Source organism: Roseateles sp. FW305-36 (assembly GCF_058787015.1).
Genome location: NZ_JBYSZK010000012.1, coordinates 1 through 17,439, shown reverse-complemented (window position 1 = coordinate 17,439; position 17,439 = coordinate 1). Strand labels below are relative to the sequence as shown.

The 17,439-nt window shown below is 63.4% G+C and carries 13 protein-coding genes; all 13 read right to left on the bottom strand.

Going from position 1 to position 17,439, the window contains the following annotated elements; translation table 11 throughout:
• Nucleotides 1–23: 23 nt before the first annotated feature.
• Nucleotides 24–950: a carbohydrate kinase family protein gene (locus tag AC3WOE_RS20765; protein WP_327573917.1), complete on the bottom strand. Its 927-nt coding sequence runs from the start codon at nucleotides 948–950 to the stop codon at nucleotides 24–26.
• Between the two features lie 21 nt (nucleotides 951–971).
• A complete protein-coding gene (locus AC3WOE_RS20760; protein WP_492693151.1) occupies nucleotides 972–2,975 on the bottom strand; it encodes a glycoside hydrolase family 32 protein in 2,004 nt (667 codons plus the stop codon).
• A gap of 86 nt (nucleotides 2,976–3,061) precedes the next feature.
• Entirely contained in the window at nucleotides 3,062–4,117 is a 1,056-nt protein-coding gene (locus AC3WOE_RS20755) for an ABC transporter ATP-binding protein (RefSeq protein WP_327573919.1), read from the bottom strand.
• Between the two features lie 83 nt (nucleotides 4,118–4,200).
• On the bottom strand, nucleotides 4,201–5,085 hold the full coding sequence (locus tag AC3WOE_RS20750) for a carbohydrate ABC transporter permease (protein WP_327573920.1): 885 nt from the start codon (nucleotides 5,083–5,085) through the stop codon (nucleotides 4,201–4,203).
• A complete protein-coding gene (locus AC3WOE_RS20745; protein WP_492693150.1) occupies nucleotides 5,082–6,095 on the bottom strand; it encodes a carbohydrate ABC transporter permease in 1,014 nt (337 codons plus the stop codon). The genes AC3WOE_RS20750 and AC3WOE_RS20745 overlap by 4 nt, the downstream gene beginning before the upstream one ends.
• Nucleotides 6,096–6,129: 34 nt before the next feature.
• Complete coding sequence (locus tag AC3WOE_RS20740; RefSeq protein WP_327573922.1) at nucleotides 6,130–7,368, bottom strand: sugar ABC transporter substrate-binding protein; 1,239 nt, start codon at nucleotides 7,366–7,368, stop codon at nucleotides 6,130–6,132.
• Nucleotides 7,365–8,393: a LacI family DNA-binding transcriptional regulator gene (locus AC3WOE_RS20735; protein WP_327573923.1), complete on the bottom strand. Its 1,029-nt coding sequence runs from the start codon at nucleotides 8,391–8,393 to the stop codon at nucleotides 7,365–7,367. The genes AC3WOE_RS20740 and AC3WOE_RS20735 overlap by 4 nt, the downstream gene beginning before the upstream one ends.
• Before the next feature lie 174 nt (nucleotides 8,394–8,567).
• Complete coding sequence (locus AC3WOE_RS20730) at nucleotides 8,568–10,703, bottom strand: hypothetical protein (RefSeq protein ID WP_492693148.1); 2,136 nt, start codon at nucleotides 10,701–10,703, stop codon at nucleotides 8,568–8,570.
• A 15-nt stretch (nucleotides 10,704–10,718) separates the two neighbouring features.
• Nucleotides 10,719–13,379: a TonB-dependent receptor gene (locus tag AC3WOE_RS20725; protein ID WP_492693146.1), complete on the bottom strand. Its 2,661-nt coding sequence runs from the start codon at nucleotides 13,377–13,379 to the stop codon at nucleotides 10,719–10,721.
• Nucleotides 13,380–13,506: 127 nt separating this feature from the next.
• Nucleotides 13,507–15,834, bottom strand: a complete 2,328-nt coding sequence (locus AC3WOE_RS20720) for a GH32 C-terminal domain-containing protein (protein WP_492693145.1) — start codon at nucleotides 15,832–15,834, stop codon at nucleotides 13,507–13,509.
• Nucleotides 15,835–16,214: 380 nt separating this feature from the next.
• Entirely contained in the window at nucleotides 16,215–16,406 is a 192-nt protein-coding gene (locus tag AC3WOE_RS20715) for a hypothetical protein (protein WP_492693143.1), read from the bottom strand.
• Between the two features lie 57 nt (nucleotides 16,407–16,463).
• A complete protein-coding gene (locus AC3WOE_RS20710; protein WP_492693141.1) occupies nucleotides 16,464–16,790 on the bottom strand; it encodes a hypothetical protein in 327 nt (108 codons plus the stop codon).
• 58 nt (nucleotides 16,791–16,848) lie between these two features.
• Nucleotides 16,849–17,439: hypothetical protein (locus AC3WOE_RS20705; protein ID WP_492693140.1), on the bottom strand; the 591-nt coding region annotated here is incomplete at its 5' end.

Sequence of the window (17,439 nt, the reverse complement as noted above, 5' to 3'; positions counted from 1 at the left end):
ACCCTGACCGTTCGGTCTGATGGTCATGCAAGCTCAGCTCGCCGCGGAAGATCAGCACCGCGCCGCGTGCACGTGATCGAAGCCGCTGTGGCAGCGAACTCGAGGGCGTGCCGCAGCTGGTCAATGTTGAGCGATTCCACAGCGTCAATTGACATCAAGCCTCGCTCCGCAAGCCAGGTGAGAAGGGCCGCTTGAAAAGTATCACCTGCGCCGACGGTGTCGACGACATCCACCCGGCGCGCGTCCACTTCGATTTCGCCCTCCCCGTTGAAAGCGGCCACGCCTATCCCCCCCTTCGTGGCGACGACCAGGCGGCACCCAGACTGCAACCAGTCCGCTGCGACCTCTTGGATCGGAACGCCGGGGAAGGCCACATGCAGATCCTCGGCGCTCACCTTGATGATGTGGGCTCTTCGCGCCATCCAGGTTGTCATCTCCTTCCAGCGCTCAATGTTGGGCTCGACATTGAGGCGCAAGTTGGGGTCGTAGGCGATCAAACGCCGGCCTCGCTCACGCTCCACCAGCAGGCGCTGCGTCGAGGCCACCGGCTCCACGACAGTCGCATAGGAACCGAAGTGAAGCGCACGGATGTCGTCGCCCAGATCAGGAAGATCATCGGCGGTGACCATGCGGTCGGCGCAGCCGGAGCCATAGAAAGCGTACGAAGCGGAACCGTCCGCCCCCAGGCCGACCAGGCCCAGTGTCGTGGGCGCGTCGACGAGCGGGCAAAAGTCGACATTCACGCCCTCGGAGGTCAGGGCCTTGCGCAGCCGATCTCCGAGAAAGCCTTTCGAGATGCCACCGAAGAACGCCACGGGCTGTCCCAGGCGCGCCAAGCCGATAGCGACATTGAACGGCGAGCCGCCAACGCGCGCGTCGAGCACCACGCCGGAGGCCGTCTCCTGCTCCGCGAAGACATCCATCAGTGCTTCGCCACAAACCAAGAACATCGTTGAACCCTTTCTGCTGAGTCAGGCGCCTGCGCCGTACATCGTGCCGCGGACGGCACAGAGCTCAAGGAGCCCGACGCGCGGGTCCTCGGCGCCATGGAATAGGCCCAGGCCGATGTCGGCAGGGTCGCAGTAGACGAGGTCGGAGAGGGCGACCAGGCCGTAGTCGGCAAACACCTCCAGCGTGCTGCCGTCGACCCAGATCTCCAGGCTGAGCTCATCAGAAGTCAGCACGCGCGGCGCCGTGTGTCGCTCGGACTGGCCCGCGAACTCGGGCGAAGCTGTCGTGCGGTCAATGAAGAATGATTCCGCCGCCGGGTCGAATCCAACCTTGATCGCGCGGGCGGCGCCTTTGAACAGTTCCACGCCGATGGGTGCGCCGATCGCCGCTCGCGACAACCGCAGCTTCAGCCGCAATTGACGGCCGGCACCCGCGGTGCCCGACAGCATGGCGGCCACCTGGCTGGCGGGAGCATCGGAGGCACGCTGCAGCGGCAGCGGATTGACCAACGCCCTCGCCTCTTCGACGACGGTCTGACAAAGGCGCAGACCTCGTGGCGTGGTCGCGAGGCTCAACTCGCGCGGCAACGACTGCTGGCCGCGCCAAGGTTGCGTGGGAATCACCCGCGCGTAGTCCCAGTTGCTCATCCAGCCGAGCCAGACCACCCGGCCGGCTGGCATGTTGGCAAAGGTGATCGGAGCGTAGAAATCGCGTCCATGGTCCGCCCATAGCGTGATTTCGGCATTGCTGGGTTGGCGTATCGGCCGGTCCGTCATGACGACGTGATCGACGCTGATGTGCCCCCATCCGCCGGTCGCCTCGTCGACGATACGCAGCTGCGCTCCGAGGCCAATGAGCGTCGCGACATCCCAGGACACCCATTTCAGAATCTCCGTGTCGTCGCCCGAGGCTTGTTGAAGGACCCGCCCACCGATGACCAACTCGATGCGCGTCGCGTGACCGCGTCCCCCCGCGATCTGAAAGCACAGGAACGGCTTCGTGATCGTGAAGACCGGCGACGTCAACGTCCCCGTACTCCCATCGCCGCCATGGAAAGATGAAGCGAAGCCGCGGCCCAGAAAGCCACTGACGTGCTGCTGCCCTGCGAGCGAACCACCGGCAGGTCCGGTGCCAAACGCCGTGCCGCTGACCTGCCATCCCGCTGGGAAGCGGTCACCTTCGAAGTCGGCTACCAGGTCGCCTGAGGGCGGCGTGACGGCATCGACGGTGTCGCTGGCATCGGCCTTGAAACGCGTGCCGTCGAAATCGCCGACGAAGTACTGGACGCCGCTGCCGCCCCAGATGGAGCCCAGGTTGACCGAGACGATCAGCACCCAGCGCTTCAAGCCCGGTGCCCCCACCACCGGCAGCTCGAACAGATCCGGAACCTCCCAAATGTTGTTCGCCGCCGAGCCTGCTGGCCCGAACGTCGAAACCTTGCTCCAGTTTTTCAGGTCGGCCGAGGTGTAGAACCAGACCTCCTGGAGCAAGGCTGCCACGACCAGCATCACCCAGCGGCGCGTCGGCTCGTGCCAGAACACCTTGGGGTCGCGAAACTCGGTCGAACCGATGTCGATGATCGGGTTGCCGGCGTACGGCACGAAGGTCCGTCCGCGATCAAGGCTGTAAGCGAGGTGCTGCGACTGGATCTTTGTGGCCGGATCGAAGCCCGTGAAAAAGGCGATCAGCGCTGGACTCGACGAACCTGCCGGGGCGAAGCCCCCCGTGTTGTCGTGGTCCACCACGGCACAGCCGGAGAACGCCATGACATGCTCGGTCGCAGCAATCGCCACAGGCAGTTCTCGCCAGGACACCAGGTCTGTACTGACGGCGTGGCCCCAGCTGATGTTGCCCCACTGCGCATCGAACGGGTTGTACTGGTAGTACAGGTGGTACTCACCGTCGAACAGGACTAGCCCGTTGGGGTCGTTCATCCAGTTGCGTTGCGGGCTGTAGTGAAAGCGGGGGCGCCAGGCCTCCGACTTCGAGAGCGGGGGCTGGGGCGACGGTGCGGGGGGATTCACGATGGGGGGTGTCTCAGGAGAGTTGGTAGACGCGCCGCCGCCACAACCGGCAAGCGCCAAAGTGCCAAGGTAGAAAACGCGCCGGGTCAACACGGCGCGAGGCGGGCGCCGCTGGCATCGAAGTAGTGAAGCCGTTCGGGCGCGATCCTCAGTGATCGGCCCTGGCCAAAGGCTGTGGTCCTGTCGGTTGTCAGCACCGTGATGTCATCGGGCATCTCCGGCATGCCCAAGTGCACCAGGGACTCAGCACCCAACCGCTCCACCAGCCGCACGGTCGTGGCGTCGCCGGGCGCCAGATCAATGTGTTCAGGACGAGCTCCGACCGTGCCGATACCGGCCGCGGCCAGTTCGGCATGTGTTCGGCCCGTCAGCATTTGCAGCAGAGCACCGTTGGTGGGGGCGACCTTGACCAGGTTCATCCGGTGCGTTCCCATGAAGCCGGCCACGAACAGGTTGGCAGGCGTATCGAACAACTCGTCGGGGGTGCCGAATTGCTCCAACCCTTGGCGGCTGAGGGCAACGATCCGATCCGCGAGCGTCATCGCCTCGACCTGGTCATGGGTCACGTAGACCGTGGTGATGCCATGGCGGCGGTGGAGCTGTGCAATCTCCGTGCGCATCTGCCCACGCAGGTTCGCGTCGAGGTTGGACAGCGGCTCGTCGAACAGGAAGGCTCGGGGTTCCCGCACGATCGCTCGGCCAATGGCCACGCGCTGGCGCTGCCCACCGGAAAGCTGGGTCGGCTTGCGCTGCAACAGATCCTCGAGCTGGAGCTGCCGCGCAGCGCTCATGATCATCTCGTGGCGCTTGGCCTTGGGCGTCTTGAGGATCTTCAAGCCGAAGCCGATGTTGTCGTACACAGACATGTGGGCATACAGCGCGTAGTTCTGGAAGACCATGGAGACACCGCGCTCCACCGGCGGCAGCTCATTGACCCTCGCACCGTCGAAGCTCAACTCGCCGCCGCTGACGGCTTCGAGGCCCGCAATCATTCGCAGCAGGGTGGATTTGCCACAACCTGATGGACCCACCAGCACGGTGAACTCGCCCTTGCGAATGTGCAGGTTCAGCCCCTGGAAGACGTAGCGGTCCGAGTGCTCCTCGTAGCGCTTGTCGACTTGGTCGAAAACTATGTTTGGCATGGTGAGACTCGGAACATTCCGCGATGGCTACCGATAGACATGGCAGGTAAAAAAACGGGGCTAGTTGGCCTGGAGGTGGGGTATCAGCCCTTGATGCCCGCGCCCACGACCGACCGGATGAAGTGCTTCTGGAACGCCAGGAAGAACAGAAGCACCGGCAACGTGATCAGTGAGGCGTAAGCCATGATTTCGCCCCACTGCGTCGTGCGGCCGTAGAACTGCTGGAGCCCGACCATCACGGTACGCGCCTGCGATGTGTGAACGGTCATCACCGGCCAGAGGTACTGGTTCCACATGCCCAGGAACAGGATGATCGCGGCCGTCACGATGACGGGCTTGCACACGGGCAGGACCACACGCAGGTAGATCGTCAGCGCGCCAGCGCCGTCCATGCGCGCCGCCTCCAGGAGCTCGTCGGGCACATCCTTGAAGAACTGGTAGAACAAAAAGACGCAGAAGGCGTTCGCCAGGAAAGGCATGAACTGCACGTGCAGGGTGTCCAGCCAGCCCACGACAACGGCACCCGTGGCGATGTCGATCCAGGGCAGCTTGGACACGATGAGCAGCAGCGGGATGGCCAAGACCTCGAACGGCACGATGAGCAGGCCGATCACGATGGCTAGCGCCAGACCCTGGCCGCGCCACTTCAGCTTGGCCAGCGCGAACGCGGCAGCGCTGTTGATGAAGATGCCCGCGACGACCGTCACCAGCGACACCACGCCCGAGTTGAAAAGGTAGGAGCCGATAGCGCCTTTCTCGAACATCGCACGGTAGTTGTCCAGGGTCCAGCTGGCGTCGGGGATCAGCGCGGTTGGGCTGCCCAGGTCCGCGAAGATCGTCTCGCTTGGTTTGAAGCCGGCGGCGAACATGAACAGCATCGGGTAGGCGAACACGACGCCGGCCAGCAGCATTAACGCGACATGTAGGAGCCGACCGGCCACCCGCGCCCCTTCGGTGGATCGGCTCATGATCCCAACCTTTCCATGACCTTCTTCTGACCGAAGGAGAACAGCAGCACGAACAGGAAGAAGAACAGCGTCATCGCGGAGCCATAGGCAATGTCCTGCTCCCTGAAGCCCACGCGGACTGCGTGGAAGATGATGGTGCTGGTCGAGTCACGCGGCCCGCCACCGGTCAGCACATCCACCTGCGTGAACAGGCCGAAGGCCATGATGGTGGTGGACAGCATGACGAATACCAGCGTGCGCCTTAGGCCAGGCAGCGTGATGTAGATGAACTTCTGCCAGGCGTTGGCGCCCATGACGCTCGCCGCCTCGTACTGGTCGTTCGATATGCCCTGCAGGCCGGACAGAAAGATCAGCATCTGAAAGCCTGCGCCCTGCCACGCGGACATGATGGCGATGGACAGCATGGCCAGCCGCGGGTCGCCGAGCCAGTCGGGCTGCGCAGCGTCTTCGCCGAAGATGGCGCGGAGCACCTGGTTCAAGAGGCCCGCGTCCGTGTGCAGGATCAGCCCCCAGATCGCTGAGACGACGACCATCGAAGTCACGACAGGGGAGAAGAACACCGTTCGCAATCCGACGCGGCCACGGAACTTCTGGTTCACCCAAAGCGCCATCGCGAAAGCAAGGCCGCATTGCAGCGGCACGACCAATAGGGCGAACAAAAAGGTGTTTGCAATGGACCGCAGGAACTGCGGATCCCGGGCGCCGATCAGGTAGTGCGACCCGGCCAGCTGGACGTCGGTCAGGTACTGGAAGCCTTCAAACGCCGTGGGTTCGGCGCGCTTGAGCTGGCGCCACTGGCGCGAGGGAGTCAGCGTCTGCGCCTCAGCCTCAGACGGCGCCTCGACGACCTTGAACGAGAACATCCGGACGTAGTTGTCGAGGCCGACCCACTCCACGTTGTCCGTCTGCAGCAGCTTGACGTTGGTGAAGCTGAAGCACACCGCCATGATGAACGGCAGCACCACGAAGCCCGCGAACAGCAGCATCGCGGGGCCGAGGAGGGTGGCCACCTCGCCCCAGCGGGCGTGGCCGAAATGTTGGGTATCAGAAGCCATAGTCGCGGTTCCGCTTCATGTCCTGCTGGATGGCCTCGACGGCTCGGTCCAGCGCTTCGGCCGCATCGCCCCCTTCGCGAACCTCCTTCAAGGCGCGCTCGAAACTGCTGCTGATGAGGGGATAAGCCGGCGTCTCTGGGCGCAGCACGCCGAACTGGCGCGCGAACTCGAAGTAGTCCCGGCCATAGCCACCGACGCGGTACATCGGCGTAGCGCCTGCCGCGGCTTCGCTGGTGGGCATCAGGCCGGTCTCGATCGAGAACTTGGCAATCTCGTCAGTGCTGATCAGGTGTTCTATGAACTGCCGGGCGCCGTCGGGATGAGGGCAACTGCTGGAGACCGCCCATTGCCAGGAGCCAGCACCAATGCGCGGCTTGTCGCCGAACGCCGGCGGCGGCAGCACAGCCAGGTCGTCGTTGAACTTCCGGCGGTACTCGCTGTCCGCCCAGGATCCGTTGTAGTTGAATACCGCGCGGCCGCTGAGGAAAGCCTGCTCATCCACCGGCCTGCGTGACGCAAGGCGCTCATCAAACAGGCTGCGGTAGTAGTCCAGCACCGCCAGCGCCTTGTCGCTGTTCAGGACGCCGTCCACCACTTTGAAATTCCGTCGGTCGATCAGGTCGGCGCCCGCGCTTTGCAGCCAAGGGGAGAAGGCGTACGTCACCCACTCGCCGTTGCGCTGACCGTTCAGATCCAGGGGATACCTCACGCCTTGCTTCTTGAGCCGGCGCAGGATCTCGCGGAATTCGTCGGCCGAGTACGGTTGCTCCAGCGTAGCCAACCTTATGCCGTATTTCGCCAACACGCTCTTGCGGGCGAACAAGGCCAGCGCGACATCGAACTGACCAACCGCGTATAGCTTGCCCTTGAGCGTGGAGCGGCCGCCGGCGATCAGCTTGTCGGCACCGGCCGGGCGCAGCTGCCCCTCAAGCGCCTGGATATGCCCGGCCCACGCGAAGTTGGGGACCGAGGGCTGATCGAGGTCGAGCACACAGGGCAGCTTCTTGGTCATCGCGGCGGCGATCACGGCCTGCTGATACGACCCCTGCGGCAGCGTCTCGACGACCACGTGCCAACGACTCTGCTTTCGGTTGAAGCGCTCCACGGCGTGAGCGCTCGCGACCATCTCGCTGTCGCCTGTTTCATGACGCCAGACATGCAGCTCTTGAGGGGCTGCCAGTGCGGCGCCAACGGCCAGGAAGAAGGCCGCCGGGATGAACCACTTCACCGTCGCCCTCCGCTTGCGACGCCCGCCACCGATGCGCGCGTTTGAACATCACAGCGCTCCTTGACCTTGCCCGTCTGCGACGGGTCGCAGGCCAACTGTGCGGCACGCATGCCCATCTGCAGGTAGGGCAGCTTCACGCTCGTGAGCGGCGGGTCGGTGGCATGCACCAGCATCGGGTGATCGTCAAAGCCGAGCACGGACACCTCATCGGGCACGGCGATCTGGCGCTTGTGAAGGCACTGGATGATGCGCGCGGCCATCTTGTCGTTGCCGGCCACGATGGCGGTAGGCTTGTGCACGCGCAGCACCTCACCGACCAACGCATCGATGGCGGCGAACTCGTCGTCCGGGCTGCCGCCCTGCGATCCTTGCACGAAGATCGGCTCGGGGGCACCGTGGTCCTTGGCGGCCTTGAGGTAGCCCTTGTGGCGCAACTGCGTGGCGCGCATGTCCGGATACAGCTCGAAAACCACCACCCGCTTGTGCTTGAGCTCATACAGGTGCGCGAGGCCCTCTCGCGCGCCCTGCTCATCGTCGGGGACGACTGCCGGCAACTCGCCGCGTTGCGCATAGCAGTTCAGCAAGACCATCCGTAGGTCGTCGGCACGCTCGAGCAGCGCCGCGTCGATCGGACGATGGAAGTGAGTGGCGAAGATCAGCGCGTCGACCCGGTGCTCGATCAGCTCGTCGATGAGGGAGGGGATGTCTTCGTCCGACCCGCCGCTCTCGGCAATCAGCAGGCGCTTGCCCTGCTGCTTGGCGGCGAGCTGCAGGCCCTTGATCAGCTCGAATGAATCCGGGCTGGTGGTAATGCGGTCAGAGACGACGCCGATCAGGTTGGTCTTGACGCCCTTCAAAGAACGCGCGGCGATCGAAGGCCGGTACTTGAGCGCCTGCATGGCACCCACGATCAAGGCCGACGTCTTCTTGGAGACGCAGTTGGGATCATTGAGGTAGCGGGACACCGTCCTCACCGACACATTGGCGGCAGCGGCAACCTCGTATATCGTGGCCGAAGAAGTCATGTCTCCATCATTCTTTTTGAGCAAATGACCATCGGTAGCCATTTGTCTATCGATAGTAATTCTTCTGCGTTAAGTCGCTGCGCGGGTTTACCCGGAACCTCAACGAAAAGGCGCCTTGCGGCGCCTCTGCGATGACTTGCAGGGCGGGCAATGCGCCCGCCCAGCCTGCACCGACTACTTCTTACGGACCGCGCCCATGTAGACGTGGTCGAAGCTGACAAAGCCGCAGCCGCCGGACTCGTTGTCGAAGATCTGCACCTTGGCCTGCTTGCCAGCCTGGGCCGTGAGATCGATCGTGACCCAGTTGCCGTCGTCCTTGATGGAGGACTGTCCGCACGAGTTGGGCGCGTAGGTGGCCAGCACCGAGCCCGACGCGTCCAGCACCTTGAGGCCGACCGTGCCGTTCGCATTCCCACCGGACATGAGGAAGTTCAGGAAGGGCCGGCTGGCATCCACCGTGAACAAAGGCGAGGTCAGGGTGCCCGTTGACGCGTCGCAGCCCTTGCTGTTGCCGTTCATCTCGCAGGTACTGACGGCTCGTGCCCCCACTCGCGCGCCGCCGGACACCCCTTTCCAGGCATCTGCGTTCGCGGGGTTGGCGAAGTCACCAGTCGCAGTCCACACCTGAGCTGCGGCTACGGCGTCATCGAAGTCGCCAATCACCTGAGTGAAGGCATCGGCCGTCACCGTGACATTGAATCCCAGTTTGGCCGTGGCTTCCGGCGTCAGCGTGACCTTGCCGCCATCTTTACCCTTGCCGGAGGGATTCCAGGCATTGGCTGACTGGTACCACTGGTCGGTGCTGACGAAGCCGCATCCGCTGGCTTCCTCGTCAAACAGCTGAGCCTTGATGTATGCCGTGTTGAGTGCCGAGACGTCGATATGCGTCCAGTCGTCATCGTTTTGGATGAAGGAGGGACCACAGCTGTCAGGGCTGTAGCTCAGCAGGACGTTGCCCAGGGTGTCCATGATGCGCATGCCGACCTTCTTGCCCGCGCCGCCACCATGCATCAGGAAGTTGAAATAGGCGTCGGTGACCTTGAACGCCGGCGACGTGAGCGTGCCGGTGGGCGAGTCACAAGGCGTTCCGGGTCCTCCGATCTCGCAGGTGCTGATCGCCTTGTCACCGACTCGTGCTGCGTTCGCGTCGGTGCCGGTGGTGCCTTGCCAACTCGTTGCGGTCGGCGAGGCAAAGACACCCGTGCCCACCCAGCCGCGCTTGGCAACCATGTCGACCGGATTTTCGAAGCTGGCGAACGGGATCATCTTCTGGAAGGTCACATCGCCTTCCACGGTGACCTTGACGGGCGTCAGCGGCTTGGTCAGCACACCGGCGCTCGTGCCTCGCGGTTTGTCGGTCTGGTAGAAGTGGTCGAAGGCGACGAAACCGCAGCCCGAGGAGGCGTTGTCGAAGATCTTGATCTGGACCTTCTCGCCGATCAGCCCGCTGGTGTCGAAGTTGACGTAGTGCTGATCGCCCTTGAGCACGGGGTCGCCGCAGCTATTGGGGTTGTAGGTACCGAGCACCTGGCTGACCGAGGAACCCGGCGGCGTGTAGAGCACCTGCGCGCCCACGTCCGGGCCACCGTTTCCGCCCGACATCAGGAAGGTGATCGAGTCCTTGGTGATGGTGACGTTGTTGATGGTGATGCTGCCCGTCGGCGCATCGCATCCACCGCCGCCGATCTCGCAAGTCGTCACTGAGGCGTCACCAATTCGCGCGGCCAACGGCGCCAGAGTCGCGTTGTTGTACTCGAGGTTGTTCCAGTTGGTGGTCGTGGCAAAGACACCAGTCAGCGTGAACTTGACCTTGTCCTGCTGCATCTGCGCCGGGAACTCGAAACTGGCGATGACGTTCTCATCGACGAATGTCGTGTCGTCGGTCGTGACGTGAGCAGACTTGTTGGCGACGTGGCAGGTCGGACAAGACGTGACTTTGATCGACAGCGCGAGCTTCGACGGCGTCGAGTAGCTGTCATCAGCCACGGCGGTGATCTGGTATGTGTTGTCCTTGTCGGCGTCGGCCGGCGCCAGGAAATTCGGCGGGATTGCGAAGCGAATCGAGCCGTCGCCGCTGATCGAGAACAGCGCCGCGTCAGGCCCGATCAGCGACAGTTTGTAGGCGTTGCCGTCCGGACTGGTGACCGACAGCTTTGTCACGTCGCGCGTCAGCTCAGGCACGCTGATCGCGCCAGGGTCGGCAATGACCGGCGAATGGGGCTGCGGCAACGCGCTGGGGTCGCCACCATTGCCGCCACCGCAGGAGGCCAGCACGACAGTCAAGGAGAGAAGGCTCAGGAGCTTTTTCATCGTTGTTCTCCTGGATCAGAAGAAGTAGGTGTACATGGCACGCACCGTGCGGCCGAACAGGGGACGACTCACGCCTCGGTTCGTGGCACCGTTGGGGCCCTTCAGGTCGATGAACACGGGATCGCCCTCGGTGAACGAGAGACGATTGGTGATGTTCGAGACGTGGAACTGGAACGCGCTGTTCTTGTTGAAGTCCCAGATGAAGCCACCGTCCAGGTGGTAGTACGCGGGGTACAGCGTGACGTTGACGTCCTGCGACTCAGAGAAGCGGCTGCCGAAGTAGGTGTACTTGGCATACGGCTTGAGCGGCAGACCGGTGTAGGGCTTCAGGTCCCAGCTGGCCTGCACGTTGGCCATGACCTGGGCGAGACGACGCGGGCGCCGGCCGTCTTCCCCAATCTGCTCGAAGGTGTAGCCCGTGACGACGTCGTTGACGCGGATTTCCTTGACGGTCCGGTAGTTCGCGTCGACGACCTTGGGGTCCTGGATCACGCCGTTGAAGCGGAGCTCGAGCCCCTTCACGGCGCGCGGCCGCCAGGCCGCTTCGAGTTCCAGGCCAATGTTCTGGATGCCGCGGCGGTAAAACTCGCGCACCAGGGGACAACTGTTGATGTCCACCACAGTGCCGGCCTGCTTGCACTGTGAGGAGGTGAAGTCGCGGTAATCGACGTACTGGTCGCGTGGGCTGAACTTGTTGTAGAAAAGCGCGACCTGCGTGTCCCAAGTGTCCGCATAGAGACGGAGGCCCGTCTCGTACTGCATGATCCTCTCGACCTTGCTGCCTGGTGCGTTGGGGTCGAACTGCAGTTGATTGAGCTGCTCGAGGCTGGGCAGACGGAAGGATCGGGACACCAGGCCGTACACCGCCAGGTTGGAGCGGACCGAATAGTTACCGCCCAGCGACCAGCCGGTGCCACTGACCTTGGATTTCAGGTACTGGTTCGCGCCAGGCAGCAGCACCTCGTCATCCGAGATGGTGTCGGCCGTGCTGCCGGGCACCACGCCGGCGGGCGTCAGGTTGGTGGTCTGATCTCGGTTGTTGTAGGCGACGTCAGCGCGTTGCGTCTGGTGGCGCACCCCGATGTCCAGCTTCAAACGACGATCCAATGCCTCCCAGTGGTCGTGAAGGTAGATGGACTCCCCCTTGACCTTGGAGTCCGCAAGGTAGCCAAAGAAGCCTGATCGCATGACGCCGTTGGACGTGACGGACGGGCCGACCGGCTTTCCGGACCCATCGATGGCCCGCAGGTCCACGAGTTCCGGATGCTCGCCGATCGTTGAAACCAGCAACGAAGCTTGGAAGTTCTGCTTGTTGGAATATTCGGTGAAGTAGCCGCCCAGCGTCACCCGGTGCTCGCCCAGCCACTGCAACGTCTTTCCCAGCTTCAGGTCGACCGAGGTGCTCTTGGCGTCGGTGATGGTGATGAAGGGGATCAGGAAGTCGAGGTATGCGTTGTCGGCTACGCGCGCGTCGCCGTTCAGTCCGTAGGCCGCCACACCGGTGGCCGTCGGGTAGAAGGCACCGAAGCGCAGCACATCGTTGTTGTAGCGGGCGTTGTTGAAGCGCGCCGCCGTGGTCGTGTCGTTGCCGGTGAACAGGCCATTGAAGCCGCTGCTGCCGGACGAATGGCGCACACCGCCGTCGAAGGTCCAGCCCGAGTCGAACTCGTGGCTGAGCTTGACTGTGTAGATATCGAAATTCGGGTGGATGCCGTCGGCCATGTCCACCTCGCGCTCACCGTACTCGCCGATCATCCGGAAGCGGCGGTTGGACGGCGAAGCGACGGTCCCATGGGCGAAGTCGATACCGATCGGCCACACCTGATCCATTCGAATCTTCACCGGGTTGGCCGGCGTGCCGGGCTGCGAGATGGCCGGGATCTGGAACGGCACGTTCTGATAGAACGCCGTGCGGTCGTTGATCTTCAGCGCGTGCAGCTGGACCTCGGTGCGGCCGTCGTCTGTCTGGTAGACGAGGTTGCCGCGCAGCTGCCCACCCTTGTCAGCCGTGTAGCCGGTGTTGCGCAAACCGTCCGACGTGCGATAAAAGCCGCCGACGGCGAAGGTCAGGTTCTTGTTGATCGGTCCCGACAGGAAGAAGTCGTTGCGCAGGAAGTTGTAGTCGGCGACCTCCAGCTTGTAGCCGCCTTCCAGGGTCTGGCCGCCCGTACGGGTGATGTGGTTGACCGTGGCGCCAAGGCCGTTCGAATACAGGATGCCGCCGGTGCCTCCCTTGACCACTTCAACGCGCTTGGTCATCAGGTCGTCGCGCACCGCGACGTCGTTGTTCATGAACGGTACTTCCGGCTCCTCGAACCAGGGCAGACCGTCGATGAGCTGTGGGGCGTAGCGGTAGCCGCCAGTGACCGGCAGGCCGCGGACCGTGATGTTGTTGCTGGCCTCGCCGGCGGTGCTGCCCTCGGCAAAGATGCCCGGCACGTTCTGCAGCAGGTCGGCAGTGCTGATCGGCGCCAGCCGGCGGATTTCTTCCGCCGACAGCGTGTTGATGGTGTTGGTCGAGTCCTTCTTCAGCGTCTTCTTGACGCTGCCGGTGACGACAACGTCATCCAGGCGTTCCGTCGGCTTCGAAGTCGTGTCGGGCGCCTCCTGCGCAAATGCGACCTGAAGGGACAACACCAAGGGCAACAGGCGCAGCGCGCCTCGCTTCAATCTCATGTCTCGCTCCTAGTTGTAGTGCTTGGCGCTTCGATGTCGGCCAGCCGCTTCTCGCCCGGCCCGAATCGCCCGTTCCGATAAATCAACAGTTCATGCCCGCATCTCGGCGTGCGGGCGGTCGCCGCGTCTATTGCGGCAATCGCAGTGGCCAGACCTTGACCGCCGCCTTCATTGGCGGCACGGTGTCTGCGCCGATCCGAATCCCCGTGCTGTTTGCCAACGACGGATAGCTGCGCACCGAGTAGGCCGCCGCGTCGTTGATGAATACCTCGACCGCCGACCCATCGACGATCACCCTTAGGCGGCGCATGGCGCCAAACGATTCCGCGGCGTAGCCACCCTTCATCACTTGGGGACCTTCGCCATCCGCAGACAACGTCGAACGCGACTTGTCCACGATCACCTCGCCGCGTACACGGTCGAAGATCAGCCGGGTGAACTCCCGGCCGTCCGGCGAAGCGAGCACATCGAGTTGGACGGGCGCCGCATCAGCAGGTGCGTCGTCAAGTTCGATCAGCAGCTCGTAGGCCCCATGGCCTGCGTCGAGGGAGACTGGATCCCGGCCGATCGATACGCCGGATCGGTCGACGACCGTGCCTTGACGCAGCTTTACCAGCTCGGGCGCGGGTCGTTGGCCCAAGGTGCGCTTGTCGCCGAGCAGGTACCACGTCCGCGGCAGGCTGAAGGTATGCGCCCAGCCCGCTTGCCTCTGCGCGAGCGGCGTTCGGCGCTCATCGATGATGCCAATGGCCCGTAAGCTGCCATCGTCGGCCCGGCCTACGGTCGGCGCGAGATGGCCTGGGACGAGATCCAAGAGCTTGGGCGTCGGCGAGAACGGCTTGAACGTGCCGTCGGACCAGGTGCCGGTCCAGTAGACCGCACGCGTGCTCGGCTCCCCGTACTTGCTGACCTTGCCGCCGATGGGGTTGACCAACAGAATCCACACATCGTCAGACAGCCGCTCGAACACCGGCATTTCCCAGATCTCCGAGCCGATGTCCAGCATCCGATAGCTGGGATCCGTGAACCGGGGCCTGGGCTGCCAACGTCCGCCCTTGTCGCCCGGTTCGAGCACGTAGTACAGCAGGCCACCGCCGGTATCGAGCGCGGCGCCGATGATCATGTGCCAGGCGCCGCCTTCCTTCCACAGGAAAGGGTCGCGCATGTCCCGGGCGCCACGTGAGTTGAGGATGGGGCCGGTCTTCTTCCATTCGTGCAGCTGCGGGTCCTCGCTGATGGCCATCGCCACGCCCGGGTTGCTCGCCGCCAGCCGATCGCCATGGTTGACGCTCGTATAGAAGGCGAAGGCCTTGCCGCCATCTGCGATGACATGCCCCGACCAGATGCCCTTCATGTCGAAGCCGAAGTCGTCGCTTTGCAACTCGGGCATCAGCGCGTCAGGCTGGCTCTCCCAGACGACCAGATCTCGACTCGTCATGTGACCCCAGTGCATCAACGTCTTGAACGGGCCGTTGGGCGTGCGTTGGTAGAAGACGTGCCAGGTGTCGCCAATACGGATCAGGCCGTGAGGTTCGTTGGTCCAGTTGGCCGGCGGCAGCGGATGCACGCGAGGACGCAACGTGTCGTTGGCGAAGCGTGTTGCCGGCACCACGAGCGCTGGCTCCGCGCTCGTGGTTGATGACGGGCCCGACAGCAAACGGCGCTGCTCGGCATTGAGCGCAGCCGCGTACACGGCGACTTGGTCGAACGCACCGTTGAGCTGATTGATCGTGAAGTCCAGGATCTTGGTGTCAGTCGGCGCTGCAGCCAGCCGCAGTGGCGTCGACGCCAACTCCAGCGTCATGCCAGGGACACCTCGTCCGGTGCCGATCAGCTCGTCACCCTGATAGAGCGAGGCGACGCCGGTGGAAACGTCGACCGTGGCCACCAGGTGCACCCACCGCCGAAGGGGGAACTTCGACTTGGCCTGGATGCGCAAAACGCCGCCGGAGGTTGCCACTTTGAATCCCCACCGTCCGTAAGCGTCGATGTACAGATCGAAACCCTTGCCATCTGCGGCCTGCTGAATGAATGATGACGGCACCATGTCCTTGACCGGCACCTCGAGGTCCGACGGATAGCTCTCCAGGGCCACCCACAAGGACACGGTGAGGCCGCTGCTCGGGCTCAGGGAGAGCTTGCCTTCGGCGTAGCTGGAGAAACCGTCAGTTCGCCAGGCGCTGCCGGCGACACCTGGCACCACGTCAGGTGCCGAGAACTGTGTCTTGATTTGCAGGCCACCTGGCAGCTTTCCAGCCGAGAGCTCGTCGAAGTCGGCGTGCATGACTGGGTCAGGCAATGTCGGCGCCGCCATGACGGCGTTTGAGCTCGTCACGCATGCCAGCAGCGCTATCGTGACCAGCGTGCCTCGCATCAGGTGATCGCGCAGCGACGCATGAGCCGGCTCAGAGCCGGTTCGAGCGTGCGCCTTCAAGGCGTCGTCAGCCGAGATCACGTGAAGCACCTATGGCAACGATAAACAAGGAGGCTCCGCCAGACCGGTTGGCTATCGATAGACATTTTGAGCGAGCAATTGGCATTGATGCGCAAGTGACCATGCCACGCGGATCAACGCTGCCTAGGGAGGTGCCGGCCGTCGAAGCGCGGATCGCGATTCTCAACTGGCTTTGACTATCGATGGTCATTTTTGGGGAGAAGAAAGACCCGTTGAGGCCTGAAATGTCTATCGATGGTAGTTCTTCGACTGAAAAGAGGCTTTAGTGTTTCCCCCAGGTACGCTACAAGCCGGTGGCGCGCGCTGTCGCAACCACTCGGCCAACCTATCGACTTCCGGAAGATCCGATTCGTGTCGAGCGAAACGGCGCTCGCGCTCGATCAACTGGTCGATGGTGTGACGGACGCGGACGAGAAGGCGACCGCATGTGCATTCGATGTCTCGCGCACGCCGAACGAGATCGCCGCACCCCCCACTGCCTTCGCCTGCATGAGATCCGCCAAGGCGGGGCTGAGGTTGCCGCGATTCGTCGGATCTGTCAGCAGCTCTGCGAGCGTCTGCTGCGCGTTCAAGAGCCTCGCGCTGATTTTGGGTCCTTACCGTACATCTCCAGCAGCCCACAGTCTCTATCAGCGCTCGACGTAGTCGTGTGTCACGTCCTTCGCGCATCGTCCGCAGAGCAACGCATTGCGGCGACTGGCCTGCGCGACCACTTGATCCTGGGTGGCCGGTGGCCCGAGCAGTGTGTAGATGCTCCCGGACCGGGTGAGCACCTGTCCGCCTTCGACATGTTCGATCTGGCTGGTAAGCCTCACTCTGGTCTGACTACCATCCAGCAGACCGGTCAACAGGCGCACGGGAGAGCCATCGTCGTCCTCCACCTCCAACACAGACCACTGCCACAGTGCCTTCGCTGAGGGCGACGGGGGATAGCCGATTGGCGCCAGCAATTGCATATCTAAGCCTCCTGTCTAGTCGCGACTTTCATGCACGGTTGCGACTTGAATGATCTCGTCATTCCCAGTTCAGAAGCGGACCCTTCTTCTCCGCACTCTGATCAAACGAGGTGCTGAGATCGCGCAGCGCGGTGTTTGCTGACCGGTACAGTACGGCGAGGGCCAAGCTGAGGTGCGGTGAAAGGGCTTGGTGCTTGTTGTAGATCACCCCGTCGACGGCCGCGATGGGACGACCGCACACCTTCTTGCGAAAGCTCGGGAATCTGTCGATCAGGAAGCTGGACGGAAATGTCTTCCAGATCTCGTCCGACAACCATTCGCCACGCGAGCTTGCCGTCAGACGGATGCCCCGCCGTCTGACGCGTTGTCTCAGCCGCGCCCAGACCCTATGACGCGGCCATCGGACGCCTGCCCGCAACAGTGCCTCCGATATCGAGTCCAGCCGCTGCACAGCCTCTGATTCCAGCCATGCAGCCTCAGCCGCTACGGGCACCCAGTCGCTCGATTCGAGAATCGCTGCCGGGTCCTCTGCATGGGCGGCATCGCTGCGCGCGCGCAGCAGCGGGATGTCGGTAAGCGGGCGGTGAACACACCTTGACGGTTGCACTCCGGAGCACGGTGCGCATTCCCAGCCCCTGACACCGAGGAT

Excerpts from the sequence above, each read along its gene's own strand:
- AC3WOE_RS20765 (WP_327573917.1), bottom strand. The coding sequence starts at position 950 with ATGTTCTTGGTTTGTGGCGAAGCACTGATGGATGTCTTCGCGGAGCAG.
- AC3WOE_RS20755 (WP_327573919.1), bottom strand. The coding sequence starts at position 4,117 with ATGCCAAACATAGTTTTCGACCAAGTCGACAAGCGCTACGAGGAGCAC.
- AC3WOE_RS20750 (WP_327573920.1), bottom strand. The coding sequence starts at position 5,085 with ATGAGCCGATCCACCGAAGGGGCGCGGGTGGCCGGTCGGCTCCTACAT.
- AC3WOE_RS20735 (WP_327573923.1), bottom strand. The coding sequence starts at position 8,393 with ATGACTTCTTCGGCCACGATATACGAGGTTGCCGCTGCCGCCAATGTG.
- AC3WOE_RS20730 (WP_492693148.1), bottom strand. The coding sequence starts at position 10,703 with ATGAAAAAGCTCCTGAGCCTTCTCTCCTTGACTGTCGTGCTGGCCTCC.
- AC3WOE_RS20725 (WP_492693146.1), bottom strand. The coding sequence starts at position 13,379 with ATGAGATTGAAGCGAGGCGCGCTGCGCCTGTTGCCCTTGGTGTTGTCC.
- AC3WOE_RS20710 (WP_492693141.1), bottom strand. The coding sequence starts at position 16,790 with ATGCAATTGCTGGCGCCAATCGGCTATCCCCCGTCGCCCTCAGCGAAG.